At 33.6% G+C, this 24,969-nt stretch carries 28 protein-coding genes and 1 pseudogene; 6 read left to right on the top strand and 23 right to left on the bottom strand.

Going from position 1 to position 24,969, the window contains the following annotated elements:
• Nucleotides 1-259, top strand: a pseudogene (locus tag AB8B65_RS02935) (hypothetical protein); the annotation flags it as partial.
• Nucleotides 260-450: 191 nt separating this feature from the next.
• Here the strand turns inward: AB8B65_RS02935 and AB8B65_RS02930 are convergent.
• Nucleotides 451-1,458 (bottom strand): type IX secretion system membrane protein PorP/SprF, encoded by a 1,008-nt coding sequence (locus AB8B65_RS02930; RefSeq protein ID WP_405299370.1) that lies wholly within the window; start codon nucleotides 1,456-1,458, stop codon nucleotides 451-453.
• Nucleotides 1,459-1,893: 435 nt separating this feature from the next.
• On the opposite strand from AB8B65_RS02930, the gene AB8B65_RS02925 reads away from it, so the two are divergent.
• From AB8B65_RS02925 to AB8B65_RS02910, 4 genes are all read left to right on the top strand, one after another.
• Nucleotides 1,894-2,799 (top strand): NifU family protein, encoded by a 906-nt coding sequence (locus tag AB8B65_RS02925; protein ID WP_405299369.1) that lies wholly within the window; start codon nucleotides 1,894-1,896, stop codon nucleotides 2,797-2,799.
• Between the two features lie 77 nt (nucleotides 2,800-2,876).
• On the top strand, nucleotides 2,877-3,077 hold the full coding sequence (locus tag AB8B65_RS02920) for a dodecin family protein (RefSeq protein ID WP_405299368.1): 201 nt from the start codon (nucleotides 2,877-2,879) through the stop codon (nucleotides 3,075-3,077).
• A gap of 112 nt (nucleotides 3,078-3,189) precedes the next feature.
• On the top strand, nucleotides 3,190-3,561 hold the full coding sequence (locus AB8B65_RS02915) for a DUF1304 domain-containing protein (RefSeq protein ID WP_405299367.1): 372 nt from the start codon (nucleotides 3,190-3,192) through the stop codon (nucleotides 3,559-3,561).
• Between the two features lie 151 nt (nucleotides 3,562-3,712).
• The gene (locus AB8B65_RS02910) at nucleotides 3,713-4,570 is read left to right on the top strand and encodes a mechanosensitive ion channel family protein (protein WP_405299366.1); all 858 of its coding nucleotides are present in this window, start codon (nucleotides 3,713-3,715) and stop codon (nucleotides 4,568-4,570) included.
• A 135-nt stretch (nucleotides 4,571-4,705) separates the two neighbouring features.
• Here AB8B65_RS02910 and tsaB read toward each other — a convergent pair whose 3' ends face one another.
• From tsaB to cyoE, 16 genes are all read right to left on the bottom strand, one after another.
• Nucleotides 4,706-5,383, bottom strand: coding sequence for a tRNA (adenosine(37)-N6)-threonylcarbamoyltransferase complex dimerization subunit type 1 TsaB (gene tsaB / locus AB8B65_RS02905; RefSeq protein WP_405299365.1), 678 nt, complete (start codon nucleotides 5,381-5,383; stop codon nucleotides 4,706-4,708).
• 115 nt (nucleotides 5,384-5,498) lie between these two features.
• Nucleotides 5,499-6,224, bottom strand: a complete 726-nt coding sequence (locus tag AB8B65_RS02900; RefSeq protein ID WP_405299364.1) for a hypothetical protein — start codon at nucleotides 6,222-6,224, stop codon at nucleotides 5,499-5,501.
• A gap of 59 nt (nucleotides 6,225-6,283) precedes the next feature.
• Nucleotides 6,284-6,706, bottom strand: a complete 423-nt coding sequence (locus AB8B65_RS02895; protein ID WP_405299363.1) for a hypothetical protein — start codon at nucleotides 6,704-6,706, stop codon at nucleotides 6,284-6,286.
• Between the two features lie 313 nt (nucleotides 6,707-7,019).
• A complete protein-coding gene (locus tag AB8B65_RS02890) occupies nucleotides 7,020-8,354 on the bottom strand; it encodes a TolC family protein (protein ID WP_405299362.1) in 1,335 nt (444 codons plus the stop codon).
• A gap of 24 nt (nucleotides 8,355-8,378) precedes the next feature.
• Nucleotides 8,379-9,536 (bottom strand): efflux RND transporter periplasmic adaptor subunit, encoded by a 1,158-nt coding sequence (locus tag AB8B65_RS02885; protein WP_405299361.1) that lies wholly within the window; start codon nucleotides 9,534-9,536, stop codon nucleotides 8,379-8,381.
• A 36-nt stretch (nucleotides 9,537-9,572) separates the two neighbouring features.
• A complete protein-coding gene (locus AB8B65_RS02880) occupies nucleotides 9,573-10,832 on the bottom strand; it encodes an ABC transporter permease (RefSeq protein ID WP_405299360.1) in 1,260 nt (419 codons plus the stop codon).
• Between the two features lie 21 nt (nucleotides 10,833-10,853).
• Nucleotides 10,854-12,086, bottom strand: a complete 1,233-nt coding sequence (locus AB8B65_RS02875; RefSeq protein ID WP_405299358.1) for an ABC transporter permease — start codon at nucleotides 12,084-12,086, stop codon at nucleotides 10,854-10,856.
• Nucleotides 12,079-12,780: an ABC transporter ATP-binding protein gene (locus tag AB8B65_RS02870; RefSeq protein WP_405299356.1), complete on the bottom strand. Its 702-nt coding sequence runs from the start codon at nucleotides 12,778-12,780 to the stop codon at nucleotides 12,079-12,081. The genes AB8B65_RS02875 and AB8B65_RS02870 overlap by 8 nt, the downstream gene beginning before the upstream one ends.
• A 134-nt stretch (nucleotides 12,781-12,914) precedes the next feature.
• Nucleotides 12,915-13,148: a hypothetical protein gene (locus tag AB8B65_RS02865; protein WP_405299355.1), complete on the bottom strand. Its 234-nt coding sequence runs from the start codon at nucleotides 13,146-13,148 to the stop codon at nucleotides 12,915-12,917.
• 2 nt (nucleotides 13,149-13,150) lie between these two features.
• Entirely contained in the window at nucleotides 13,151-13,708 is a 558-nt protein-coding gene (locus AB8B65_RS02860) for a DUF420 domain-containing protein (protein WP_405299353.1), read from the bottom strand.
• A gap of 6 nt (nucleotides 13,709-13,714) precedes the next feature.
• On the bottom strand, nucleotides 13,715-14,419 hold the full coding sequence (locus tag AB8B65_RS02855; protein WP_405299351.1) for an SCO family protein: 705 nt from the start codon (nucleotides 14,417-14,419) through the stop codon (nucleotides 13,715-13,717).
• Between the two features lie 4 nt (nucleotides 14,420-14,423).
• A complete protein-coding gene (locus AB8B65_RS02850; RefSeq protein WP_405299349.1) occupies nucleotides 14,424-15,122 on the bottom strand; it encodes a hypothetical protein in 699 nt (232 codons plus the stop codon).
• A 286-nt stretch (nucleotides 15,123-15,408) separates the two neighbouring features.
• Nucleotides 15,409-15,807, bottom strand: a complete 399-nt coding sequence (locus AB8B65_RS02845) for a cytochrome C oxidase subunit IV family protein (RefSeq protein WP_405299347.1) — start codon at nucleotides 15,805-15,807, stop codon at nucleotides 15,409-15,411.
• A 32-nt stretch (nucleotides 15,808-15,839) separates the two neighbouring features.
• Nucleotides 15,840-16,925, bottom strand: coding sequence for a cytochrome c oxidase subunit 3 (locus tag AB8B65_RS02840; RefSeq protein ID WP_405299345.1), 1,086 nt, complete (start codon nucleotides 16,923-16,925; stop codon nucleotides 15,840-15,842).
• A gap of 46 nt (nucleotides 16,926-16,971) precedes the next feature.
• Entirely contained in the window at nucleotides 16,972-17,553 is a 582-nt protein-coding gene (locus AB8B65_RS02835) for a heme-copper oxidase subunit III (RefSeq protein WP_405299343.1), read from the bottom strand.
• A 3-nt stretch (nucleotides 17,554-17,556) separates the two neighbouring features.
• Nucleotides 17,557-18,468 (bottom strand): heme o synthase, encoded by a 912-nt coding sequence (gene cyoE / locus AB8B65_RS02830; RefSeq protein ID WP_405299341.1) that lies wholly within the window; start codon nucleotides 18,466-18,468, stop codon nucleotides 17,557-17,559.
• Nucleotides 18,469-18,711: 243 nt separating this feature from the next.
• Between cyoE and AB8B65_RS02825 the strand changes: the two genes are divergently transcribed.
• Nucleotides 18,712-19,614: an MBL fold metallo-hydrolase gene (locus AB8B65_RS02825; RefSeq protein ID WP_405299339.1), complete on the top strand. Its 903-nt coding sequence runs from the start codon at nucleotides 18,712-18,714 to the stop codon at nucleotides 19,612-19,614.
• Here the strand turns inward: AB8B65_RS02825 and AB8B65_RS02820 are convergent.
• From AB8B65_RS02820 to gcvH, 6 genes are all read right to left on the bottom strand, one after another.
• Nucleotides 19,597-19,800 carry a hypothetical protein gene (locus AB8B65_RS02820; protein WP_405299337.1) on the bottom strand — a complete coding sequence of 68 codons (204 nt, stop codon included), beginning with the start codon at nucleotides 19,798-19,800 and terminating at the stop codon, nucleotides 19,597-19,599. The two genes, AB8B65_RS02825 and AB8B65_RS02820, sit on opposite strands and share 18 nt — an antisense overlap.
• Before the next feature lie 98 nt (nucleotides 19,801-19,898).
• A complete protein-coding gene (locus AB8B65_RS02815) occupies nucleotides 19,899-22,010 on the bottom strand; it encodes a gliding motility protein RemB (protein ID WP_405299335.1) in 2,112 nt (703 codons plus the stop codon).
• Nucleotides 22,011-22,500: 490 nt separating this feature from the next.
• Entirely contained in the window at nucleotides 22,501-23,307 is an 807-nt protein-coding gene (locus AB8B65_RS02810; protein WP_405299333.1) for an energy transducer TonB, read from the bottom strand.
• A 107-nt stretch (nucleotides 23,308-23,414) separates the two neighbouring features.
• On the bottom strand, nucleotides 23,415-24,131 hold the full coding sequence (locus tag AB8B65_RS02805; RefSeq protein WP_405299331.1) for an energy transducer TonB: 717 nt from the start codon (nucleotides 24,129-24,131) through the stop codon (nucleotides 23,415-23,417).
• A 54-nt stretch (nucleotides 24,132-24,185) separates the two neighbouring features.
• A complete protein-coding gene (locus AB8B65_RS02800) occupies nucleotides 24,186-24,578 on the bottom strand; it encodes a VanZ family protein (RefSeq protein ID WP_405299329.1) in 393 nt (130 codons plus the stop codon).
• A complete protein-coding gene (gene gcvH / locus AB8B65_RS02795) occupies nucleotides 24,571-24,951 on the bottom strand; it encodes a glycine cleavage system protein GcvH (protein ID WP_405299328.1) in 381 nt (126 codons plus the stop codon). The genes AB8B65_RS02800 and gcvH overlap by 8 nt, the downstream gene beginning before the upstream one ends.
• Nucleotides 24,952-24,969: the final 18 nt, after the last annotated feature.

The following is a 24,969-nucleotide window of genomic DNA, read 5'->3' as shown; positions in this document are numbered from 1 at the left end:
CAATTCAGTAAAACTAGACGAACTGAGCGATAGTGAGTTGCCAAAAGAATTGAAAGGGAAATCAAAAGAGCAAATTTTAGCGTATGTAAAGAAACGACAAACAGAACGCAAAGATATTCAACGTAAAATTCGTGAGTTAGACTCAAAACGTAAGGACTTTATTTCGCAAAAGAGCAAAAAAGAAGGAAAAGACGATTTGGAAAGCGCTATGATTAAGGCTATTAAGACGCAGGCGGCTCGTAAGAATTATACGTGGTAATTTAGACTGCTCTTCGCTGTTGGCTGTTGGCTGTTGGCTGTTGGCTGTTGGCTGTTGGTTAATTTGAATTCAAAATATATTTGTTGTTTGCCAATAAACTTGATAATTACTATCGTTTTTGGCACTTGCGTGAAATGAAAAAGGCTTGCAATGATTTGCAAGCCTTTCTTATATATTGTTTTGTATGTGTTTTAGTTAATTGCAGGACAGTTACAATCGTACGGATCTCTGTCGCCTCTACCGAAGTCATATCCTAACGTAAGTTGGTGATAACCTCCGTTAGAAAGTACTAACGAATTTGCTTGATACGAATACGTGTAAGCAAACATAAACTTGTTGTAGTTTACGCCAATAAATGGTGTAATGTATTGTAATTTTTGATTGTCAACTTGTGTTCCATTTACAAATTCTGCTCCATCTAAACTTCTTCTGTATGATAATCCGCCCCAAACAGAACCAAATTCTAAGCTTCTGTATACTTTAATGTTGGCATCAATAGAAGATTCTTGCGTTTCTTCTGTGTACTGAAACATCATAGATGGCTCATATTTCCAATCGCTACCGTATTGTCCAAAGGTATATCCTGCGGAAGCTAAATAACGACGTTGATTTTGTGATTCAAATTCTTGAGAGAATAAATCTCTTTGTGTTGGCAATGCATTTTTAACTGTCAAATGCGCATAGAAATCGAAGAAGTAGTATGAAGCTCCAAAATCTACGTTGAAATAAGTTGTATTTAATCGTGTTCCTAAAATAGCAGGATCTGGATTATTAATGATGTCAAAACCTGTTTCATCCAAACTTCCTTGTGTAAATCCTGTGCTAATTCCGAAAGAAAGTTGATTTAAGTCTACTCTATTTCTTGAAAGCAATAAGTGATAAGCGAATGTTAAATAAGCTCCTTGTTGTGAGAAGTTACCATTTTCATCGTTGTATGCAATAGCTCCAAATCCAACTTTGTCACCAATACGTGTATTAAAGCTTAATGTTTGTAAAGATGGTGCGTTATCAACATCAAACCATTGCTGTCTAGCTGTTAATCGAAGTTTAGATGCGTTGGAAGCTCCAGCCATCGAAGGATGAATTAGGTATAAATTATCAGAAAGATAGTCTACATAAACAGGAAGTCCATCTTGCGAGAAAGAGCATTGTACTCCGAATGCGATGGCAACAATAGCTAAGTATTTTTTAAATTTCATTAGTGTTTATCTTTTTGTATAAAGAATAATCGACATGAAACGGAGTCATATCGAAATTCAATGCAACTTATTATTTGATAACGAGGCCTTTAATTATTGTGTTTCAGTTAGTTATATGCAATATTCCTTAAAAACAGGTGTTTCCATAGCGTAAAATGCCACACATTTGGTCAAATATATAAATTATTTGATAAGTATGTGATGCTTATCAGAATTTATTATTGATGTTTCCCTTTAGAATTTAGTTTTAACAAAACTAAGATTTCCTTGCGATTTCGTTTCAGGCGTCAATTTATTAAAAACGTAATTATTTATTAATTATTTTAACACAAAAAATAAATTTTCTTTAATCTTACCACAACAATTGAATATTTTACCCGACTCAATTTACAGAATACAACGATAATGGTTACTTTTGTAAAAAAAATTAACACCATGAGTGGTATCACGATAAGTATAGAAAAAACAAGTAATCCTACAATTATAAAGTTTGAAGCTAGTACATTTTTAACGCGTCATAATAGTTATGAATTTAAAAATATTGATGACGCCAAAGATTCGCCATTAGCGCAGCAATTATTTTACTTGCCTTTTGTGAAAACAATTTTTATTTCTGGTAATTTTATTGCAATTGAACGCTATAATATTGTAGAATGGCCAGCTGTACAAGAAGAAGTTGCCGAACAAATTCAGGAATATATCAATAGCGGAAAAGAAGTTATTAGTGAGTCTGCCACACCAAAAAAAGTAGTTCCTGTTACAATTTATGCGGAAAGTACGCCCAACCCGACAGTAATGAAGTTTGTATCAAATAAAAAAGTGGTCGATCGTATTTTTGAGTTTAAAACTATTGATGAAACAAAATATGCGCCATTAGCACAAGCATTATTTCACTTTCCTTTTGTAAAAGAAATCTTTTTAGACAAAAATTATATTTCAATTACCAAGTACGATATGGTTGAATGGAATGATATTACGATGGAAATTCGTGAATTTATCCGCAATTATATTCAAGAAGGAAAAGAAGTGATTTCAGAAGACATTCCTGCTGAACAGAAAGAAAAAATTCAAATTTCAGATGAAAATTTTGAATCTTTAGATGATATTTCAAAAGAAATTATAAATATTTTAGAAGAATATATTAAACCAGCTGTAGCTAGTGATGGTGGTAATATTATGTTTGATTCTTATGACCCAGTATCTAAAGTCGTAAAGGTCGTATTACAAGGAGCTTGTAGCGGCTGTCCTTCTTCGACAATGACTTTAAAAAGTGGAATTGAAAACACGTTAAAGAACCTATTAAAAGGCCAGATTAACGAAGTTGTAGCAATTAACGGATAAATCTTGTTTTTATAATTGAAAGAATTGCCGTAATTTGATGGTTTTAAATTATTATTTAACCTTTAAAACATAATATCATGGCAGTAATGAAAGTTATCGAAGTTCTTTCGAATTCAAAGAAAAGTTGGGAAGATGCAACAGCAAAAGCAGTAAAACAGGCTTCTAAGTCAGTTAAAAACATTAAATCTGTGTATGTTCAAGATCAGAGTGCGATCGTTGAAAATGGTGCTGTAGTTGAGTTCCGCGTAAACTTAAAACTTACGTTTCAAGTAAATTAACAAAACACCTATCATATATACAAAAGCGTTATCAGTAATTGATGACGCTTTTTTTTCATACTCATAGATTTTCCCTATCTTTTCAATATCTTAAAAAGCAACCATACACCATATGAAAACCTTAGAAATTATTCTTATTGCGCTTGTCGCGATTGAACATGTATATATATTAGTTTTAGAAATGTTTTTGTGGACAACTCCAAAAGTCATCAAAATTTTCGGACTAAAATCAAAAACATTTGCAGAAGAAACCAAAACGCTTGCCGCAAACCAAGGACTGTACAACGGTTTTTTGGCCGCAGGGTTATTTTGGTCATTGTACACTAAAGATATTTCTGTAAGTCTGTTTTTCATTATTTGCGTGTGTGTTGCCGCTTTATACGGAGCGTATTCTACTAAAAGCAACCGCATTTTAATTGTACAAGGAACACCCGCATTTTTAGCATTAGCCGTTATTTTGGCACGAATGTTTCTTAAAAGCTAATTCAAAATAGTAACTACTCTATTTTTAAAACAACAAAGTTATGTCAGTTGACAGATTTTTGTGTCGTTGCGGAAAGCTTAAAAATTTCGCTTTAAATTTATTTTGAAATCATTCGATTTCAAAATTTTGTTTTATTAAAAAAACTAAAATTATGCAAGAAGAAAATACAACACAAATCCCTACAGACAACACGGCTACCGAAACAGGTTGGTTTGGCGGTTTTGATTTTGAAACAATTATTGTAGACTACGGACTTAAAATAGTTGCCGCGCTCGCCATTTTAATCATTGGTTTATTTGTTATAAAAATGATTGTACGCGTATCGAGAAAGGTAATGAGTAAACGTGGCGTTGATGCGACTTTACAAAAGTTTTTAGGAAATCTACTCGGTTGGGTACTTAAAATTTTATTGTTTGTTGTAGTTGCTTCCAAATTAGGAATAGAAACTACTTCCTTTGCTGCTATTATTGGTGCCGCTGGTTTGGCAATTGGTTTGGCGCTACAAGGTTCGTTAGCAAACTTTGCTGGTGGAGTATTAATTATGATCTTCAAGCCGTTTAAAATTGGTGATTTAATTGAAGCGCAAGGTGTTATTGGTGTGGTTAAAGAAATTGAAATTTTCACTACACAATTAAATACGCCAACTAATAAGTTAGCAATTATTCCAAATGGTTCGCTATCAAATGGAAATATCATCAACTATTCTGCTGAAGGTGTTTTACGAGTTGATCATGTTATTGGTGTATCTTATGATGCAGACATCAAACAAACAAGAGAAGTGTTCATGAAAGTTATGGAAGCGCATGATAAAGTATTAAAAGATCCTGCACCAACAGTTAATGTTTCTGAATTGGGGGAAAGTTCTGTGAATTTTGCAGTACGTCCTTGGACAAAAACAGAACATTATTGGGACGTATATTTCGATATTTTAGAAGATGCTAAAGTTGCCTTAGATGCTGCTGGAATCGAAATTCCGTATCCACATAGTGTTGAAATACAGAAAGATTAAGTTAGACTGTTAGACTGTTAGACTGTTAGACTGTTAGACTGTTAGACTGTTAGACTGTTAGACAAAATTAAAAAAATATCCTATTGAAAAATCTAAATGACTTTCCAATAGGATATTCTTTTATATGGAAGTATATTATTTTTTCTTAGGCTTCGTCGCCACGAAATCTTTTAGATAATACGGTTCAAAATAAGCGACATCTTCAAAGTCGTTTTTTTGATGTTTATCCATTGCAATTGGAATCATTTTTTGCGTAGACGGAAAGTATATTTCATCATAAAAAACAGCATTTTCATGCGTAATAATGCCTTTGCACTTTTCTGCGCCATTTCCTATGAAATGTACTTTTCCTTTGGCTAACTCGTCTGCAAAAGAAGCTTCTGTAATGATTTCAGCTTTCGTTTCTCTAATTTGTGTATACGTATCATCAAATACTGCCGAATATACTTCCATGCGTCGCGCATCCAATAACGGAACTATGAAACCATCCGCCACAGCGATAGATCGTGCCAAAATTTCTAGCGTTTCAATCGCCATTAATTTTACATCAGAAGCAAAACACAATCCTTTTGCTGTAGATACGCCAATTCGCAATCCTGTATACGAACCTGGACCTTTCCCAACCACAACCGCATCTGCATCAGATGCTTGAATCTGTGCAGTTTCATACGCTTCTTTGATGAATACGTGCAACTTTTCGGAATGCGAGTAGTTTTTGTCGTTTTCTTCCTTGAAATACAAAATTGCATCGTCATTTGCCAAACATACCGAACAGTTGGTTGTTGACGTTTCTATGTATAATCGTATCGCCATTAGATTGCTAATTTTTGACAAAAATACAAGGTATTATCGCTTGGTCAAAACTTGAGTGAAAAATAACGAGTGTTTGATGTAAATTAAGATTCATCTAAAATTTTCTGAATCAATTTTATGTTGCTTTACAACTTTCTTTTGTAAGATTGATGGTGTATTGTTTCGGTTTTGAATCTATAACTATGATAAATAGCAATATAATATCGCCATTTTTAGCTTTCATTCCATCTGTAAAAAAAACATCTTTATCGGCTACTTTTTCACCATTTAAACATTCTTTTAGCAGTATTTTCATTCCCTGTTTTTTCTGTACTTCTGTTGCTTCAATGGTTTTAAATTCTTCTCCATTTATAAAGATTGTAGCATTTTCTAATTCCGCTTCGGTTGGTGTAAACGTTGGCAGTCCTTTTCTTTCTATATTTATTGGAAGTACAATATAACTTCTTTTGTTTATTTGAAATACTGCAATTTGAAATTGAAACTCTTTTTTGTTTTGGGAAACAACGATAGTAAGCACTTCATTTACGAGTTTGCAACGATTAAAGTTCGTTGTATTCAAATCAAAACCTTTAGCTAACATTTCCTGTCGCAATTTTTTTACGCTTGCTATTAACTTAGTTCTTAGCTCATTTCTGAGTTCAATTATTACTTGATCGGATTCTTTAGATTTTGGCCAGTGTGAAATTTTTCTTAGTTCTTCAATTGACATTAAGTAATTATCAAACTTTTTGTAATCTTCATTTTGCACAATATTCCAAATATCTTTAGAAATGGGTTTGCATTGCGCTTGAAGCGTTGTAGTGATGAGCGCAAAAAGTATGATACATGTAATTCGGATCATTTTGAGGAAATTAATTTAACTTTCAATCTTGATTGATACAAAAAAGCAGGAACTCCTATTTAGTTTCTAAATGTTCTTGACGTAATGTTTTCGTGGTAGTTTTTTATAAACAAATCGAGCTTTTCTTTGTTTATTTTTCCCGATTTCATAATAACTTTCTTTTTAATAATCCACTGAATAATTTTTTTGAATGATCTGTCCATTTTTAGTTCAACAAGCTTTCCTTCTGAGAGAAATCTAATTTGAACAAAGTCATCATCATAATACGTTGATGTTTCGTTATCATTTTTGTTAATTTCAATGATCTCATCATCAGACTCTAAACTATACAAGTGAATTTTATATACTCCAAAAACTTCTCTTTCAAATTTAAAAATAGCATTTCCATCTAACAGCACTTCTCCTCGTTTTAATTTTACTTTTTGAGCATTCGCAGTAAATGCAAATAATCCAATAATGATTGTGAGTACGACTTTTTTCATTTTTTCAGTGTGTATGTTATTAAGAAATTAAACCCGTTGTTCATTTTGATAAAAATCATCAATTCGAGTAAATTTTACGATTGAAAATTAGTGAAACCTGTATCGAGCATGGCAATTTTTTATGCTAAACATGTTTTCGATAACCTGTTGTGCATTTTGATAAAATTCGTCAGTTCGAGTGAATTTTACGATTGAAAATAAGTAAAATTTGTATCGAGAATAGAATTTTCTGCACTAAACGTGTTCTCGATACGATTTTTCGTGCCTCAAAATCACTCGAACTGACGCTTCATTATACTTTTTGTGTATTTTTCTAGTTTAAATCCGTCAACGGCAATCCAAAATAGAATTCTAATATTTTTAGTCGGAAAATGTAATCGTATTTCGTACGAACTACATCTGATTCAGCACTTTCTAAACGCTGCTTAGATTGACTAAAATCAAATGAATTCATAACGCCTTCGTCAAAACGATTTGTAGAATATCTATGAGCTTCTTTTCGAGAAGTTAATGTTTTCTCTGCTGCTTCATAGGCTTTTAAAGCACCTTTAGCGTCATTGTACGCTTGATTTACGGTTGCTTCTAAATTATTTTTTGTTTGTGCTAGATTGTATTTTGCTCTTTCAATATTTACCAAAGAACGTCGCACATTATTTCTATTTCTGAAACCATTTAAGATTGGAATACTTAATTGTAAGCCAAACGAGTGTCTTTTGTTATCTGAAACTTGATCAAAAAATGGTATTTTCACCAACGCTAATTCACTATTAAAGTATGTTGTATTAAACCCATAAAAAGCAGAAAGACTTGGCAATAATGCGCCTTTTGCAATTTTTAAATCGAATTCTGCTAAATCGATATTAGATTGTGATATTTTAACATCATTACGAACTTCTAATGATTTTTCAAAAATTTGCTTAGGTGTATTGTTCATGATTGTTGTAGAAGGAATCATATAATTACCTTCTACAATATCGAAATTATCATAATCAGTCAACAATAAAAGCTGTGCCAATGATATTTTAGAGATACGCAATGCATTTTCTGCATTTACAATTTGTTGTTCTTGGGTTGCTCCATTGGCTTCGATTTCCAATATTTCTCCTTGAGCCAAAACGCCTTCTTTTACCAATTCCTTGGTACGCTTTAATTCGCCCATAGTTACTTGGTATTGCGCTTGTAATACTTTTAACGATTCTTTGTTGAATAGAATTTGCAAAAATGCTTGTACTACTTGCAATGATGTATTGTCCTTAATATCGTCTAACTGATATTGATTCGCCAACAATGCTAAATTAGCTCTATGCAACCTGTTTATATTTTGTAAACCATTAAAAATATCAACTCCAATATTAAGATTTCCGCTAGAAGTTTGCGCTGTGGCAATTTCGAAAAGACCTGTCAACTGGTTCGGGTTTAAACCAATAGTCCATTGATGTGATGCAGAGATATTGGCAGTTGGTAAAAAGTTTCCAACGGCATCACTTTTATCTAATTCAGAGTTTTGCCTATCAAGTTGTGATTGTTTGATGGCAATATTATTTTCTAATGCATAGTCGACACATTCTTTGAGTGTCCATTTTTTTTGTGCTTGCATAGTACTTATTGTCCCTGCAATAAGTAGTATGAGTATATAAACTTTTTTCATGTTGATGGTTATAATGTTTCGGTATTAGTCATTTGTTTCGTCTTCCGCTTCATCTTTATCTCCTTCTTTTTTTCCTTTTTCTTCTTTTTTGACAGCGTATTTATTCCAAATTTTGATTTTATCGTCTTCTTTTAAGCCAGAAAGGATTTCAATGTTTTTTCCGTCTGAGATTCCGACTTCAATAAATTTTTTCTCAAATTCTTGATCGCCTTTTTCAATTTCTACATACGGCTTGTCTTCATTTTTAGAATCAAATCTAAGCAATCCTTCGTCAACTACTAAGATATCCTCTTTTTTTCCTAATTCGATAGTTGCATTAGCACTATATCCAGCTCTGATAAAATAATCGTTATCTAAGGCAACATCTGCTTTTATTTTGAACTGTACTGCTCCACTTTCTTCTACACCTTTTGGCGCAACAAATATCAGTTTTGCAGCAAAGTCTTTGTCTTCAATTGCTCCTAAATTTACGGTAAGTTCTGAATTTGGTTTTAACTTTCCAACTTCTGCTTCATCCACTTTTCCTTCAAAGATCATTTTTCCTAAATCGGCAATTGTAGCAATACTGGTTCCTGCGTTGAATGTGTTACTTTCAATTACTTGGTCACCTTCTTTTACAGGAATGATTAAAATAGTTCCTGATACGGTTGCTCTAATGTTTGTGTTTGCCGCCGAACCACCTACAGAACCTTTTCTGATAATTTGCAAATCGCTTTGTGCGTTGCGAACTTCTTGTTTTGCTTGATTGTATGAAAGCTCGGCACGTTCAAATTCTTGACTCGAAATGATACCTTTGTCAAACAGTGTTTTGTTTCTGTCGTACGCAACTTTTGCATTGTCGGATACGATTTTAGAGTTTTTGATTCTGTTTCGCGCACTGTTTAGCGATTGTTCGTTTGGTACAACTTTGATACGTGCAATGAGATCGCCTGTTTCAATTTTGTCACCTTCTTCCACAAATATTTTTTCAATAATTCCAGAGATTTGGGGTTTTATTTCCACTTCATCTTCAGGAATTACTGTTCCGGCTGCGACCGTTTTTTCAATAATTGTAGCTTTGAATGCTGTAGTCGTTTCAAAGGTTTCTACATTAGTTTCGTTTGAACTCACAAAGTATGATCCTGCAAAAAATGCTCCCGCTAGAAGTATAATTAATAATAGGATTTTTAAAACTTTCTTCATTTTTTTGATTCTTAATTTAATATATGATTGCTATTCTTATTCTTCTCGTAATGCTTCTATGGGTCTAATACTCACCGCACGTTGCGCTGGTATTAACCCAATTAATGTTCCTAATATGACCATTATAGCAATGGCAAATCCGATATACGTCAAACTTACCGTTGGGTTTAGAAACGGAAAATCCCAATTTTTGGCAAAACCATTTATAAATGATAATAATAATCCGCCAATGGTCATTCCTAAAAGCCCAGCTACTAGTGTTAAGAATACGGATTCTAAGATGATTTGCCCACGAATTTCTCCTGGTTTTGCACCTAATGCACGTCTGATTCCTATTTCTTTGGTACGTTCTTTTACCGTTATTAATAGAATATTTCCAATGGCAATAACTCCTGCCAGAATCGTTGCGATTCCTACAATAAGTGCCGTAAATTTTAATCCTTTGACAAATCCTGTTATTTTCCCAAACATTTCTCCAAAATTGAATGCTCTAAAAGCACGTTCATCATTTGGGTGTACTGTGTATTTTCTTTTTAATAATGTTTTTGCTTTTTCTTCAATCGCTACAATATCTTCATCAGGATAACCTGAAATTAGCATCCAGCCGATTCTATTTCCTGTATTAAATATTTTTTGAAAAGTAGTAAATGGTATAAATATCGAATTGTCTCTTTCAAAAATGTCTGTATTGTTCCTTTTGTATACGCCTACTACTTGAAAATAAATATTACTAATTCTAATATATTGTCCAATTGGGTTTTCATCTTTTTCAAAGAGTTCTTTTTCAATACGCTCTCCAATGACACATATTTTACGTTTATCTAGAATGTCTTTTTGATTTAAGAAACGTCCTTTTCTCAGTTTTTTCTTTGATACTTTATCAATAATAGGATAGTCACCAAACACCTTATAGTTTCCAGATTTTAGTTTGTTTATAACCAACGGAGCGGCATCACCAAAAACTCCTTTGGCATTTCGTGGAGCTACAAATTGCACACCTTCTACCTGACTTGCTATTCGGTATGTATCATTAAGTTCTAAACGCACTCTACGATTTCTTTTGTAACCTCCGTATGGAATTCCTGTTTGTTCTGACCACAAGAACATACTATTTGTTGCCAAGTTTTTGAATCGATCGTCAAATCCATTTTCCATTCCTTTTGCAGCTCCTTGCAATACTATAAAAAGTAAGATCCCCCAAAAAACACCAATAATAGTAATTGCAGTTCGTAGTTTGTTTTTACGAATTGTTCCGAAAATTTCTTGCCAAGTATCTCTAGTAAATATAAATTTCATTTGTTGGGTCTTGGTTCTTTTTTATTCGTCTCTTAATGCTACAATTGGTTTCACTCTAGCAGCTCTTCTTGCGGGAATATATCCGGCTATTAGTCCAGACAAAACCAAAATAATTGTTGCCGCTATAATTGTTCCTTGGTTTACACTCGGATTGGTAATGAACCAATCTTTGAGTTTATCTCCCATGGAGTTGAGCACATAATTTCCAATGAGCAGTCCTATATAGCCAAATACCAAAGTAATGACAATAGTTTCTTGTAAAATCATTCCAATCACTGCGCTTGGTTTAGCTCCTAATGCTTTTCTGATTCCTAGTTCTTTGGTACGCTCTTTTACAATATATACCATAATATTACTAATTCCGATAACACCAGCAAGCAACGTCCCAATCCCAATCACAAGTACTATGATTTGCAACACATTGGCTACTTGCAATGTATCATTTAATTCTTCAACTTTATTTTCAACATAAATACCATTTCGGTCGCTTGGCGCAATATTGTGTCTCTTTTTTAATGCTATTTCTAGTTCTTTGGAAAGTCTGCGTGCGCCAGAAGCGCCTATATTTATGTCATACATTAAATTGATTTGATCAATTTTTTCTGTGTTTTTATGAATAAGTTGCGTTGTACTAACTGGCGTATATATGTTGCGTTCTTCTCGGTCACCACTTCCTTTGTCACTAAATACGCCAACAATACGATACACAATTTTATTCATGCTGAAGTATTTCCCTATCGCATCTTCTGTTCCGAATAAGTCTTTTTCAACCAAACGGCCAATAACCGCGATTCTGGCATCTGTGTTGATATCGTTTTGATTGACATACCGTCCTTTTTCAATATCGGTTTGCTCTAAATATTGGTGTGATGGATGTACCGCACGTACGGTATAATTTCCATATTCACTTTTGTATTTTGCTACAACTCCTTTTCGAATGCGAGCTGTGATGTGTTGAATACGTCCTGAGAATTTTTCTTTTATAAATTCTAAGTCGTCATTTTCAAACTCAATACGTCTGTCTTTTTTGAATCCTTTGAAAGGTTTTTGTGCAAACCCAGGCTCTATGAAAATGGTATTTTGTGCATCGTCTTGAAACGCTTCATAAAATGTGTTTTTGAGACCGTTTCCCATTCCGAAGAGAATGGTGAAAATTAAGATACCAAGCGTCACGGTGAAACCAGCCAAGAGCGTTCTTAGCTTGTTTTTATTGATGGTTTGGAATATTTCTCGCCAACGGTCTAAATCAAACATGTTCCGAAGCTCTTATTTGTTGTATGAATTTATCTTCTTCAATGACACCATCTTTCAGCATTACAATACGTTTTGTCATATCGGCAATATCAGGCTCGTGAGTTACAACAAGAATGGTTTTTCCTTCATCATTAATTCCTTGTAAAAAGTCCATTACTTCATAAGACGTTTTCGTGTCTAATGCTCCAGTTGGTTCATCTGCCAGTAATACTTTTGGTTCGGAAGCCAATGCGCGTGCAATTGCTACACGTTGTTTTTGTCCACCCGAAAGTTCACTTGGCAAATGGTGTGCCCAATCGGCAAGCCCAACTTTTTCAAGATAGTATAGTGATTTTTCTTTTCTGATTTTTCGTGGAATTCCTTGATAGTACAATGGCAACGCTACATTTTCGGCAGCGTTTTTATAGTTAATCAAGTTGAATGATTGAAATATGAATCCTAAGAATTTATTACGATAGATAGCCGCTTTTTTTTCACTTAGGTCTTTTATTGGAACAGCATCTAATATGTACGAGCCTTTGTCGGCTTCATCAAGCATTCCAATAATGTTTAACAGTGTAGATTTCCCTGAACCTGAAGAACCCATGATAGATACAAATTCTCCTTCTTTTATGTCAAGATTGATTCCTTTTAGCACATGAAGTTCATTACTTCCCATACGATAGGATTTATGCAATTCCTTAATTTGAATCATACTATTGGTTAGGTATTAGTGTTACACAATATTACATATTTGTGGTTACAAGTGTTATTAATATTGTGTTAATCTTGATTTGTGACTAAGACTATATACTTAAGACTATCTAAATGGAATTTCGTTACAAAAATTTATGCTTTTTTTGCTGTATTCTTTTTACTATACGTTTTGTATAAGTAGAATCCAGTGAGCGCAACGAGTATGTATGGAATTGCCATTAGATACACAATTCCGTTATTGACACCTTTTGCTTGCGATACGTTTTCTTCCGATTCTAAAACAGCTCTACACATAGCGCATTGCGCCTCTGACGGAAGTACACATAGAAAGAATAAGATAAGTAGTATGCCGTATTTTTTTTTCATTATTACATTGCGTTTAGTAACTCTTCTGCCGTTTTGTAATATGGAGAAATCATCAAGTAGACAACAACGCCTGTTATGGCAACGTATAACCAAATTGGAAAGGTAATTTTTGCTATTTTTTTGTGCTTGTCAAAACGTTTTGCAAGTGCTTTTACATAGGTAATTAATACCATTGGAATGATAGCGACACTTAATACAATATGCGTGATTAGTATGAAGTAATAGATTCCTTTAATGAATCCTTCGCCTCCAAATTTTGTGGACTCGGAAGTCATGTGATACGCTACATACATTCCTAAGAATGCTACCGAAAGTCCGATGCATATTTTCATCAGCGTTTCGTGCAATTTTACTTTTTTGTTTTTGATAGCGATAACCGCAGCTATTAAAACAATCGCTGTAATTCCGTTGATGGTCGCGTATATTGGCGGTAAGAATGTTAGTGGCTTTACACCTTCAAGTTTTACACGGAATAAAATAGCTACAACCAAAGGAATTGCTATTGAAAGTGCAATGATTAGCTTTTTATATTTTTTTTCGATGTCGTTTGTCGCTTCCATACGTTGCTATTCTTCTTCTAGTAAGTTTTTAATGTCTTGTTTTAGCATTTCTACTTCTGCTGGTTCTGTTCCTTGGTAATAAACCATTAGGCTTCCTTGTTCGTTGTAACGTGAACGAATGAATCCGTTTTTGTCTATGAGAGCAAAGTATCCTTGATGTTCAAATCCGCCTGCAACTTCTGGATTGATGCCTGTAAAGATGTTGAATCCTTTGTTTGAAAGTGCATGTATTTTGTCTAACTCGCCAGTTAAAAAATGCCAGTTGAGTGATTTTACACCATAAAGCTCTGCATATTCTTTTAGTTTTTTTGGCGTGTCAACTTCTGGATCAATGGTAAATGAAGCTATGGCAAAGTCATCTCTTTCATGGAATTCGTCATCCAATAAACGCATGTTGTTATTCATTACAGGACAAATTGTTGGACAGCTTGTAAAGAAAAATTCCATGACTGTTACTTTCCCTGAAAAGTCAAGGTTTGAAATTTGTAAATTGTCTTGATTTGTGAATAGAAATTCGGGAACACTTCGTTTTTTACCATCTGTTACCAAATAGCTTAGTTTTGTGTTTCGTTCTTTCCCAACAACGTGCAAGCGATCTTTTTCGGTAGTTTCACCTTTACTTACCTTGTCTACAATTTTAGGAATGAAAATGATTCCAAAAACCAAGATAATAAAAGCAATTCCGATGTATGAATAGTTCTTTTTTTCCATTGTTTTATTTTTTCAAGTCTACTTTTCTTCTTTCGTCGGAGTTATCGTTTTTAGATTTCCCTCTGTATTCTTTAAAGAGAATTCGAATATCATCTGTCATTTTACCAGAGAGTTCAGAAACCTTCGTTGTATCATATCCGTATAACATGTAAGGAGCAACTCCGCCTTCGCGCAATTCTACTTTCGATCGATCGTCAAAGCGTCCACGTAAGTTTTTGTCTTTATCGATGATGTATACATATTCGGAACTTAGTTTTTCATCCAATTGCAATGGTGATTCTAACCCTAAAAAAATACGTTCTGTTTCTTGTTTGTCTGTAATGACGAAATTCCAGTATTTGAGTTCATCAGCATAACGACTAATTTGTTCTTTTAGGCTTTTTATTTCTTTTTCTTGCCCTGGCGACACAAGCATTACTAATTGAAAGTGTTTGAAACCACTGAACCGTTTGTATATTTTTTGATTGAGTGTTAATATATTGAAGCCTCCCGCTTTTACATTGTCTCCTAAAAACCCAAGAATGGTTATTTTTTCATCAAACCGAATGGTATCTTTCCCTTCATAGGATTTGTAATTTACCAATTCTGCCACTTGTTTTTTTATGACTGGTAAAGGCGTGTAGTTGTGTTTCGTAAAAAGAAGAATTAATACGATTGATACAGGCAATAAGAATAAAACTCCTAGTATGATCTTCTTTTTCATGTGCGCGCATTAACATTTGTAATCAGTTCTTTAGCAGTTATAAAACGATTGATTTTCAGTGTTTTTTTCTACTAAAACTTTCGTACTGCAAAAATAAAAATCGATTCGCTAATTACCGCTATAATCTTTGTTTTTTTTTGCTTTTCAGCAAGAATTAACTCGTAGATTTTTAGTGATCATTTGGAAGACGATCTTTTTTATTAGAATCTAGATTTACTCTAAAAATTCATGTACAAAAAAAGGCAGTAAAAATTTACTACCTTTCGTTTATATATTTTGTGTCATTTTAGAAATTCCACTTAATGTATCCATTTGTTTTTACACCTTCAATGTATGATCCTTCTTGCAATAAGATGAACATTAAGTAACATATTAGGAAGATTCCTGTCCAAACAACGGCTCTTCTTAATGAACTTTTTTCATCACGTAAGTGCATAAAGTCCCAAGCAATGTAATATGCTTTTACGATTGTTAAAATGATAAACACCCAGTTTAACAATTTCATTCCAACAAAATAATTTTCTACTAGGAAAGATGGTTTTGCAATACCCAATCCTACTTCAACAATAGTTACTAAAGATAAGAAAATTAATACGCCCCATATTTTTTGAACGTTTGACTTGAATTTAAGTCTACCTCTAAATATGGCTAATTTATGCTCAGTATGTCCGTGATCGTGTGCCATGATATATTATAATTTCTTTGATATATATTTTATTAAACTAAGTAGAAGAATGTAAATACAAATACCCAAACTAAATCGACAAAGTGCCAATAGAGTCCAACTTTTTCTACCATTTCATAGTTATTCTTTCTTCTTTCGTACGTTCCTAATATGATGTTAAAGAAAATAATAACATTGATTACTACTCCTGAGAATACGTGGAATCCGTGGAATCCAGTAATAAAAAAGAAGAAATCTCCAAATAATCTGTTTCCGTATTCATTATGAATTAGGTTTGCTCCTTTTACATACACAACGGCATCTTGCAAAGCTTTTTCTGATTCGGCACGTGTTAACACACCTTTCTGACCTGTTTTATCTGCATTTACATACATGCTTTCAAAACGAGCTGCTTTTGCTAGATCCGCTGGATCTTCAGAAGCTTTTAATCGCTCAATGTTTGGCATTATTTCTTGAGTACGAACGGATAAGTATGATTTTGCATTGAAACCAGTTACTACATCTTGCACTGAGTATTCTGGCAATGCAGGTTCTGATTGAAACCACAATCCTTTTCTACTTTCGTGCTGCACTCTTACTTTATGTGAAGCATGTGCAAATTTATCAACAGAAACGCGAAGCATTTTTTCTTCACCTTCTGGTAAACGCGAATCTACAAACTGAAGTATTTGACCACCTTTAGTTTCTAATGCGCCATGCGTACCTTGGATGAAGTTTGTCCACTCCCATGCTTGTGAACCTAAGAAGATTGCTCCACCAATAATGGTTAGGAACATATAAAAGGTTACTTTCTTCTTGTTGTCATGGTGACCAGCATCTACAGCTAATACCATCGTTACCGAAGAAGCAATTAATATAAATGTCATTAATGCGACGAAGTACATTGGATGATCTCCGTGTGATCCAGGAAAGTGATTATACACTTCATCTGCAATTGGCCATGAGTCAATGAACTTGAATCTTGAGAATCCATACGCAGCTAAAAATCCTGAGAATGTTAATGCATCAGACAAAATGAAGAACCACATCATCATTTTTCCATAGCTTGCGTTTAACGGTTTGTTTCCGCCTCCCCAAACTTTATCTTCTGTGCCTGTATTTGAAACAGTAGCTTCCATAAAAAGTTTACATTTTTAAAAAATTGTTCAAATTTACGCTTTTTTCTTATCTTAAGAAATATAAAAATAAAAACAAGAAGACCCACAATATATCTAGGAAATGCCAAAACATTGCACCTAGTTCTAAACCAAGTGTTTGCCCTTGTTTATACTTTTGTTTAAAATGATTATAAATTACAACCGACAACACTATAATACCAGCAGCAACGTGTAACAAGTGCGTTAAGGTGATGATATAGATGAAAGAGGTTGTTACTGTACTTGATTTTCCTGTAAAGAAATACTTATCCGCCATGATTTCATTGAAACCTACAAATTGCAAAATTACAAATGCAATTGCCAGGATTAATGTGAGGATTAAATAGGTTCTTGCAGGACTATATTTTCCTTGTTCGGTAGCAGTTTTTGCCAAATGAAATGTAACACTACTCGCTATAATTACCAAAGTACTGTAAAAGAACGCGGTTGGCAATACTAAATCTTTTAGCCAATCTGAACGTTCTTGACTTACAATGTATGCACTTGTAAGTCCTGCAAACATCATAACCATACTAATGATAGCAAACCACAGCATCATTTTTTTTGATCTCGCCTGCTTTTCTTGAAATGTTCCTTGCGTTAAATCCATAGTTTATTGTAAAAATTTATCTACCACAAATATTATTTGCATTAGCGTAATGTATCCTACACTTGCCAACATTAATGCTTTCGCAGATTTGTTATCCATATTTTTGTACAATCGGATTCCGTAATACAACAATCCAATTCCGGATATGAATACTAAAATAGCTGCTACTATTGATAATTTTAATTCGCCCGTAAGTCCAGAAACTGGAAAGATCGAAATTAAAATTAACCAAACTGTATACATTATAATTTGTAATGCGGTTGCTTTGTTTCTTTTGCCTGTTGGCAACATAAAGAATCCGCCTTTTTTATAATCGTCAAATAAAAACCATCCAATTGCCCAAAAGTGTGGAAATTGCCAAAAGAACTGAATCATAAATAAAATTCCTGGCTCAATACCAAAACTATTCGTTGCTGCAACCCAACCTAACATAAACGGAATGGCTCCTGGTAATGCACCAACAAATACCGCTAAAGGTGTTTTTGTTTTTAAAGGCGTATATACACATGTGTACAGAAATATAGAAATTGCGCCAAACATGGCTGTTTTTGGGTTAATAATATATAAGATTGCAATTCCTGCTATAGTACAAACCGAAGCAATTATGAATGCTGTTGTGACCGACATACGACCCGAAGCTACAGGTCTGTCTTTGGTACGATCCATTTTTGCATCTAAATCTTTTTCAATGATTTGATTGAACGCATTGGAAGCACCAACCATAAAATAACCACCGACAGCCAATAAACTCAGTACTTTGAAGCTAAAACCATCTGCACCAACAGCCAATAAGTATCCTGCTAATGAAGAAAAGACAACGCTTATTGCTAATCCAACCTTTGTAAGTTGTTTAAAATCTTCAATTACTGAAGCAAATGAGTATGTTTTTTTGAGTGTGTTCAATGCAGTTTTCATCAACCTTGCTAAATTCCTGCAAAGATAGAATACAAATCCTTTGTATGCAACGATTTTCAAAGAGTTTTACGGCTTTTATAAATAGTTATTACTTTTCTATTTTTATCTTTGGAAAGGAAGTGTGTTTTGTCACGACTATTGATTGAAATGTTTCGTAAGAAATACGCCGAAACCATGCGTTAATTGGAACGAATTGAATGCTGACGAATTCCATCAAACATAGTTAATCAAAAAAATAATCAAATGAAATTTTTAAAAAGTATCCTAACTATTATTTTAGCATCTACAGCTTCTGTTGGATTTGCCCAAAAGAAAGCGGTTCAAATTAAAGTTACTAAAGTCACAGATCATGTATATATGTTAGTTGGACAAGGTGGAAATATTGCAATTTCTGTTGGAAAAGACGGTGTTTTTATGATTGATGATCAGTTTGCGCATTTGACACCAAAGATTTTAAAAGCAATTGAAAGTGTAACGGATAAACCCGTAGAGTTTTTGATTAATACACATTGGCATGGCGATCATACTGGAGGAAACAAAAATATGCAAAAGGAAGGCGCTGTTATTGTAGCACATGAAAATGTACGAAAGCGCATGAGCATGGACCAATTTAATAAAGAGCGCAATACAACTAAAAAAGCGTCTCCGAAAGAAGCGTTGCCTGTTGTTACATTTTCAAAAGATGTTTCTTTCTTTTTTAATGACGAATCAATTTTTATTTTCCACGTTCACGAAGCACATACTGATGGTGATGCAATGGTTTATTTTACCGAAAGTAATGTATTGCATACTGGTGATGCTTATTTTCAAGGAAAGTATCCGTTTATCGATTTGAATTCTGGCGGAAGCGCACAAGGATATATTGCCGCTATTAAGAAAGCATTATTGGTTATTAATGATGATACTAAGATTATTCCTGGACACCGAAATTTATCGAACAAAGCAGCATTAAAATTGTATTTGGAAATGCTAGAAAGCATTGAAAAAAAAGTTATTGCAGAGATTAAAGCTGGCAAAACCGAAGAAGAAGTAACGCAAAACAATGCTATTACTAAAAAGTATGACGATTTAGGGTATGGTGATTGGTTTATTTCTGGTGAAGTTTTAAGAAAGACTTTTTATAAAAGCCTACAAAAAGCTAAGTAACATTTCATAGTTTACTACAATAACACCCGCAATTAAGAAAAAAGCACAACAAAGTATAAATACAGGATACTCTTTTACAGTATAATTTGGATCTGTTTGACGTTTAGAAACAGCTAAGTCGAGCGACTTATATCCTAAGTAAATAAACGGCAAAATGAGTAGTAAGATGAAAAACGGCTTAATCATACTAGTTATAGGTTTGGGCGGACAAGAAAGTAATGTTTCTTGTGGTTATTTTTTTTCGAGGCTTTAACAAATTTAATAAAAAAAACGCAATATCAGTGTTAAAAATCAAAATACCAATTAAAAATATCAGTGCGAATTCCAAAATTAAACCAAGTTGTGTTTTCCTTAAAATCAACTAAGGTGTTTGCATCCGGATTGAAACTTCTGTAAGTAACATTGGCAAAGACTTTTAGATTGGTTTTTGGATTTATTATATAACCAACATTTAAGTCACCAATAAGCACATTTGTTTTATTTCCTTGTAGTAATTCTACTCCTGTATCGCCAATTCTATTGTCATTATCAATAAAAATATTGCTTCCATAACTTGCATTATCAATTGCTGGATCAAAATCCAAACCGCGTTGCCCATAAATTAGTTTTGCACTTCCGTACCAACGATCGCGGTTGTAACGTGCAATTCCGATAACTTCACGAAAATTTGCACCCCATAAATGCGCTAATGACTGATTGTTGTGCCCGTAATTTGTAGCAACTTCATTGTGCGAATACGTATACGGACGCACTTGATTGAACTCAAATTGAAGCAGTAAATTATCAACCTTAAATGCATTGAAATATTTTGCCCCTAATTGAAAACCAAATTTGTTTTTCCAACTTAAGTTTCCTGCTTTGATATCATTTAGAGAGAATTCATCCAAAATAAATTGACCATAAAAATTTACATTGTCATTCCATTTGTATTTTGAACTCAATCCTACAATTGCGTTTCCTGCACGCGAACCTGTAGAAAATTCGATAGCTCTATAAAATATGATTGGGTTTACATAGTTAATATCGAACCCGCGATTGTTATCGTTTTTCCAAATTACCGATTCAAAGAAACCAATATTTAGTTTTTTGGAAACATTCCAACTTAAAAAGTGATTGGCAATGTATTTTGTTAAGAATGCACCATCTTCATTTACTTCTGGTCGCACATCACGCAGCCACATCCAAGTGTTTGTGTATTTTATTTTCCAGAAAGACGTATTTAGCTTTAGATATGGATACGGACTTACCGCATCACTTACGAATAATGAGCGATATCCGTCTCCGATAAAGTTTCTTCCATGGCCAAATTGCACATTGAACGTTTTGTTTGGCGAATAGGAAATATATCCTTCTGCAACGGGATAATCATACGCGTCTGTTTTGAATTCTTTTGCAATTCCGCGACTAGGAATGATTGCTGGATTTCCTCCTGCTGGTCGGATACTTTCAGCATACCTGTTAAAATAATCAGCAAATCGACCTTGACTTTCAAATACAGTTGCCGAAAAATTGAATCCTTTTCCTAAACCACCTTGCACCTGAATTCCTCTAGTATTGTTGTATGTATAATCGACTTCGCCTCCTGTATTTTTACCGAGTTGCAAGTCTAAGATTGGATCTAATACAAACCAATAGTTTTTTCCTTTAACGGTTACTAAATGTTCATTCCATAATTTACGTCCAACCCAAGAAGAAGCCTCTTTTTTGAGTTTGGCTTGTTGCGCATTGAAATCGTAATAGTTGGAAACTGTATTGTATAAGAAAGGTTTTGATGCTGTATGACTGTTGGTGCCAACTAAATTCACTTGACGATCGAAGTACGAATACATATCATGCGAAAACGGAATGTTTAAGTTGCTATCATACAATTCGTCTTTGTATGTTTCTAATTCGGCATTTACCGCGTCAAATTCTGTTTTTGCAGCAGCTTCTAATGCGTTTTCTTTTTCTTCAATTGTTTTTGGGATTTCGATAGCTTCCACACTTCCTAGTGGAATTTCTAGCTTCATCGTAAATTGTATGTATGCTGGTTTCCCACTATATGTTGATGGTCTTATAGTAGGCAATAATCCAAAAACTCGTTTTATTTCTGTTTTTAATTCTTCATAAACAGCATCTACATACAATACTTTAAACGCTCCTTTTTTGGTAACTTCAAATAATACGACCAATTCTCCAGTATAGTTTTCTTTACTGATAATTTCAGGTTGTTTAAAATTGTCATTGATAAATGATCGTAATGTCGTATTGAAGCAATTTTCTAGCGCTGCAATTTCTACATTTTCACATGCTGCAAATACAGGATATTTTTCATAATCGACATCAGACGTTTGTCCGAATACGGATTGAAACACTAAAAATATGAGTGGGCAAATGGACGTTTTGAGTCGCTGCATATTTGAGGATTTATAAATGCGAAAGATACTATATTTTCACAAAAATTGATTGATTCCTCCTTGTTATGATGTTAGATTCTTAAAAAATGTGGTCATTTTTGATAGCATTCAAAAAAAAATGAGCTGTTTTTTCGTTGTTTTTTTCTGAAAAATACAGAAAATTACCCCTTTTCGTCTAAAAAAAAGAAATATACAACGATAAATGACATTAATTCAGCTTAATAAAAGCTCTATACATTAGTTTTTTGTACTTTTGTAGTGTACTTTCTGATTAAATGATCTTTGTAAGTCTTGGTAACATTTACAAATGGCTTTAAGTTGACATTTTTCATAATAATCGGTTTTAATGTTAATGTAATGATATGTCACAGAAAGTATACCTAAAAAACCGAGTTAATAACTCGGTTTTCCTTTTTTATATACTGAACTTATCTTGCCTTTTTCTGTTTCCAAAAAAAATAGTTCAAGATAAAATTACTTGCAACTTTCCTTAGTCAACTTTTAACATAATAGGTAGCGTGTATTTTACTTTTACACTTTGCTTTCTTTGTTTTCCTGGCACCATTTTAGGAAGCAATCGTATTACACGTTCTGCTTCTTTTTCAAGTTTTGGATGTGCTGCTCTTGATTTGATTCCTGTTACGTTTCCGTTTTCATCAATTACGAATAATACATTGATTCGTTTTACACCTTCATCTAATCCTAATTCGTTTGCTAAGTCAGCGTCAAATTTTCTTTTAATATGCTTGTCAATTTTCTCAGACATACATTTTTTCCTTTTTTCTTTACTTTTGTATTTTTCACACCCTGGATAAATTGGTGCGTCTTCAATAAAAGCGAAAGGAACTTCGATTTCTTTATCGATGTCTTCATCAATTACATCAACAGTACTAGTATCAACAAGTGAAGTTACTTCTTTTGGCTCTTCAGAAGTTTTCAATACTGTCTCCACTAAATCTTTGTGATCATTTTTAACCTCTTCGACTTTGTCAGTGATAACTTTTGTTTCCACCTTTGGCTCAGGTTTTAATTCTTTTACCAGAACTACTTCTTCTTTAAAGACAGGCACATACGTCATATCATCTACTAGAAGATCATCATCAAGCTGCACCACTTCTGGAGCATCATTTGTTACTTGTACTTGAAATATCGTGTAGATAATAAACAAACTCAGCATGAGGCTAACTGAGAATCGTAGTAATGAATTTTTTGCGCCTTTTAAGTCGTTCTTTTTGGCAAGGTGACTTTCTTGTACACCATTCGCACTCACATCGTGTTTGTGATTTGCATTTTTCATATTAATCGGTTTTAATGTTAATGTTGTGTTAACATCAATAAACGTACCAAAAAGAAAAAGCCCGAGCAAAATGCTCAGGCTTCTATATATTTTAATGTTTTCTTAACTTATTGTACTTTGAAAACGATTGGTAACGTGTAGTTTACACCTACTGGCTTTCCTCTTTGCTTACCAGGTTTCATCTTAGGAAGACTCTTAATTACTTTTTCAGCTTCTTTAGCTAATTTTGGATGTGGCGCTCTTGAACGCACATTTGTAATATTTCCTTGTCTGTCAATTTTAAATACAACAAAGATTTTTTGTACACCTTCTAAATCTAAATCAGAAGCTAGTTCAGTGTTAAATTTTCTATTTACGTGCTTTTGCACTTTTTCAGACATACATTTTTTTCGTTCTGCCTTACTCTTATATTTTTCACAACCTGGGAAAATTGGTGCATCTTCAATTACTGAAAATGGTACATCTTCAATAATTTCTTCTTCTTCTACTACTTCAACTTCCTCAACTTCTTCAATAACTTCTTCTTCAGATGTTTCTGTAGATTCAATTATTGTTTCTTCTACTTCTTCTTCATCTTCTACAACTTCAATAACTTCTCGAGCTGGTGGTGGTGGTGGTGGTGGTTTTGATTCTTGTTGCATTGTAATTTCCACCTCTTCTTCAAGATCTTCAAGCATTTCTACTTCTTGCTCTTTTGCAACTTCGTCATAAGCTGTCCATTCCATACCTTGCCAAATAAGGAATGTCACTAATGCCAAACCTAAGGCTAAATAAAAGAGACTATTTTTTCTTAAGTCAGCTTCTGGATTCTTTTTTGCTTCCATAATAATATAGTTTTAATGGTTGCTAATTTAATTATTTATTAGCAGAAATAACAATTAAATCTGCGTTTTTAACTTTCTATCTTTAGCAATAAACCATTTTATGATGATTATTGCAACTATTGTACCAATTGTATTGGCAAGTACGTCTTGCCAATCTCCTTGTCTTGACGCTATAAATGTTTCTTGAACTATTTCGATAACCACTCCATAAACAAAAGCAAAAACAGCACTAATTACTAGGGCGTTCTTCTGCAATTTTTCATTAGTGATTCCTCTCGTAAAAGCAAAAAACCAAACTGCGGTAACTAAAAAGTAAATTACACCGTGTACAAGTTTGTCTGCATACGAAAAGTGCAATCCTTCAGGAGCTTTGACTTTTATTACACTTAAAATTGTAATTAAGATTGTCCATCCAACAGCTACAGCGGAAAAGATATATTTACGCACCAACAACTTCTTTGTAAGCTTCTACATCTAGCAAACCTTCAATTTCTGAAGCATCTTTGATCGCAATTTTGATCATCCAACCTTCTCCATACGGATCTTTGTTTACCAATTCTGGATCGTCTTCTAACTTCTCATTAAGTTCTACTACTTCTCCCGTAAGTGGCATAAATAAGTCAGATACCGTTTTTACAGCTTCCACTGTTCCAAAAACTTCGTCCTTATCTACTTCTTCATCTAAGGTATCCACATCAACATATACAATATCTCCTAATTCTCCTTGCGCAAAATCAGTGATTCCTACAGTTGCAACATCACCTTCAATTTTTATCCACTCGTGGTCTTTTGTATATTTTAATTCTGCTGGTATGTTCATTTTATAAGCTATTTAGTG

The organism is Kordia sp., assembly GCF_045105435.1.
GTDB lineage: Bacteria > Bacteroidota > Bacteroidia > Flavobacteriales > Flavobacteriaceae > Kordia.
The sequence above is the reverse complement of the archived record's forward strand: the minus strand, read 5'-3'. Positions and strand labels throughout refer to the sequence as shown.

Excerpts from the sequence above, each read along its gene's own strand:
- AB8B65_RS02930 (WP_405299370.1), bottom strand. The coding sequence starts at position 1,458 with ATGAAATTTAAAAAATACTTAGCTATTGTTGCCATCGCATTCGGAGTA.
- AB8B65_RS02925 (WP_405299369.1), top strand. The coding sequence starts at position 1,894 with ATGAGTGGTATCACGATAAGTATAGAAAAAACAAGTAATCCTACAATT.
- AB8B65_RS02920 (WP_405299368.1), top strand. The coding sequence starts at position 2,877 with ATGGCAGTAATGAAAGTTATCGAAGTTCTTTCGAATTCAAAGAAAAGT.
- AB8B65_RS02915 (WP_405299367.1), top strand. The coding sequence starts at position 3,190 with ATGAAAACCTTAGAAATTATTCTTATTGCGCTTGTCGCGATTGAACAT.
- AB8B65_RS02910 (WP_405299366.1), top strand. The coding sequence starts at position 3,713 with ATGCAAGAAGAAAATACAACACAAATCCCTACAGACAACACGGCTACC.
- tsaB (WP_405299365.1), bottom strand. The coding sequence starts at position 5,383 with ATGGCGATACGATTATACATAGAAACGTCAACAACCAACTGTTCGGTA.
- AB8B65_RS02900 (WP_405299364.1), bottom strand. The coding sequence starts at position 6,224 with ATGATCCGAATTACATGTATCATACTTTTTGCGCTCATCACTACAACG.
- AB8B65_RS02895 (WP_405299363.1), bottom strand. The coding sequence starts at position 6,706 with ATGAAAAAAGTCGTACTCACAATCATTATTGGATTATTTGCATTTACT.
- AB8B65_RS02890 (WP_405299362.1), bottom strand. The coding sequence starts at position 8,354 with ATGAAAAAAGTTTATATACTCATACTACTTATTGCAGGGACAATAAGT.
- AB8B65_RS02885 (WP_405299361.1), bottom strand. The coding sequence starts at position 9,536 with ATGAAGAAAGTTTTAAAAATCCTATTATTAATTATACTTCTAGCGGGA.
- AB8B65_RS02880 (WP_405299360.1), bottom strand. The coding sequence starts at position 10,832 with ATGAAATTTATATTTACTAGAGATACTTGGCAAGAAATTTTCGGAACA.
- AB8B65_RS02875 (WP_405299358.1), bottom strand. The coding sequence starts at position 12,086 with ATGTTTGATTTAGACCGTTGGCGAGAAATATTCCAAACCATCAATAAA.
- AB8B65_RS02870 (WP_405299356.1), bottom strand. The coding sequence starts at position 12,780 with ATGATTCAAATTAAGGAATTGCATAAATCCTATCGTATGGGAAGTAAT.
- AB8B65_RS02865 (WP_405299355.1), bottom strand. The coding sequence starts at position 13,148 with ATGAAAAAAAAATACGGCATACTACTTATCTTATTCTTTCTATGTGTA.
- AB8B65_RS02860 (WP_405299353.1), bottom strand. The coding sequence starts at position 13,708 with ATGGAAGCGACAAACGACATCGAAAAAAAATATAAAAAGCTAATCATT.
- AB8B65_RS02855 (WP_405299351.1), bottom strand. The coding sequence starts at position 14,419 with ATGGAAAAAAAGAACTATTCATACATCGGAATTGCTTTTATTATCTTG.
- AB8B65_RS02850 (WP_405299349.1), bottom strand. The coding sequence starts at position 15,122 with ATGAAAAAGAAGATCATACTAGGAGTTTTATTCTTATTGCCTGTATCA.
- AB8B65_RS02845 (WP_405299347.1), bottom strand. The coding sequence starts at position 15,807 with ATGGCACACGATCACGGACATACTGAGCATAAATTAGCCATATTTAGA.
- AB8B65_RS02840 (WP_405299345.1), bottom strand. The coding sequence starts at position 16,925 with ATGGAAGCTACTGTTTCAAATACAGGCACAGAAGATAAAGTTTGGGGA.
- AB8B65_RS02835 (WP_405299343.1), bottom strand. The coding sequence starts at position 17,553 with ATGGATTTAACGCAAGGAACATTTCAAGAAAAGCAGGCGAGATCAAAA.
- cyoE (WP_405299341.1), bottom strand. The coding sequence starts at position 18,468 with ATGAAAACTGCATTGAACACACTCAAAAAAACATACTCATTTGCTTCA.
- AB8B65_RS02825 (WP_405299339.1), top strand. The coding sequence starts at position 18,712 with ATGAAATTTTTAAAAAGTATCCTAACTATTATTTTAGCATCTACAGCT.
- AB8B65_RS02820 (WP_405299337.1), bottom strand. The coding sequence starts at position 19,800 with ATGATTAAGCCGTTTTTCATCTTACTACTCATTTTGCCGTTTATTTAC.
- AB8B65_RS02815 (WP_405299335.1), bottom strand. The coding sequence starts at position 22,010 with ATGCAGCGACTCAAAACGTCCATTTGCCCACTCATATTTTTAGTGTTT.
- AB8B65_RS02810 (WP_405299333.1), bottom strand. The coding sequence starts at position 23,307 with ATGAAAAATGCAAATCACAAACACGATGTGAGTGCGAATGGTGTACAA.
- AB8B65_RS02805 (WP_405299331.1), bottom strand. The coding sequence starts at position 24,131 with ATGGAAGCAAAAAAGAATCCAGAAGCTGACTTAAGAAAAAATAGTCTC.
- gcvH (WP_405299328.1), bottom strand. The coding sequence starts at position 24,951 with ATGAACATACCAGCAGAATTAAAATATACAAAAGACCACGAGTGGATA.